Source organism: Rhodococcus sp. BS-15 (genome assembly GCF_000813105.1).
Taxonomy (GTDB): Bacteria; Actinomycetota; Actinomycetes; order Mycobacteriales; family Mycobacteriaceae; genus Rhodococcoides.
On sequence record NZ_BAOX01000619.1, the window covers coordinates 1 to 705 of the forward strand.

Consider the following 705-nt stretch of genomic DNA (forward strand, 5'->3'; position numbering starts at 1 on the left):
CAGCAGCGGCTCGACGAGCTTCTTCGCGGGGCGGACAACGACATTCGGCGCGCGTCGGCCGTGCGCGCGTGTACCGACAACATGGTGCTGCGGCTGGCGGATCCGACGCGGGCGCTGGCGCTGAACTCCAGCACCGAGCATGCCGTCGTCGATCCCGCCGTCCGCACGCAGCTGCGAGCGCAGCGTGGCCTGATGATGCATGCGATCGGCGATACGGCGGGTTCGCTGGCCTTGCTCGAACCACTGATGGACGACCTCGTCGGCGCGACGCTGATCTCGGCCAGCTTCGCCGTCGCCGCCGGGGCTACCGTCGCAGGCCGATTGTCGGCCGCGTTCTCTGCGCTCGCCCGGGTGCAGCCCGAGCCCGACAATCCGGCGGCGACGGTGCTGGATCTGACGCGGTGCTTCACGATTGCCTGCGCCGGCAACTTCGAGGAGGCCACTGCACTCGCTCGCTATCGATACGACGAAGCGGTGGAACAGTTCTCGCCGCTGCAGCAGGCGTGGTTCGGGTGGGCCCGCGGAGGTCTACTACTCTCGCAGGGCCACGCGGCCGAGGCGATTCGCTGGTGCTCGGAGGCCTACACACTCGCGGGCACACTCGGCCAGCGGTCGATGGAACCGATGGTGGCGTGTGATCTGGTCCGCGCCCTCGCGCTCGACGGGCGCACGGAGGAGGCGTCGGACCTCGGTGGAGGCCGCGGA

Annotated in this window: 1 protein-coding gene; it reads left to right on the forward strand. The window is 69.9% G+C overall.

Annotated features, from left to right (window positions below; genetic code table 11):
- Positions 1-705, forward strand: a 705-nt coding sequence (locus tag RHBS_RS29510) for a hypothetical protein (RefSeq protein ID WP_187298689.1), incomplete at both ends; no start/stop codon positions are given.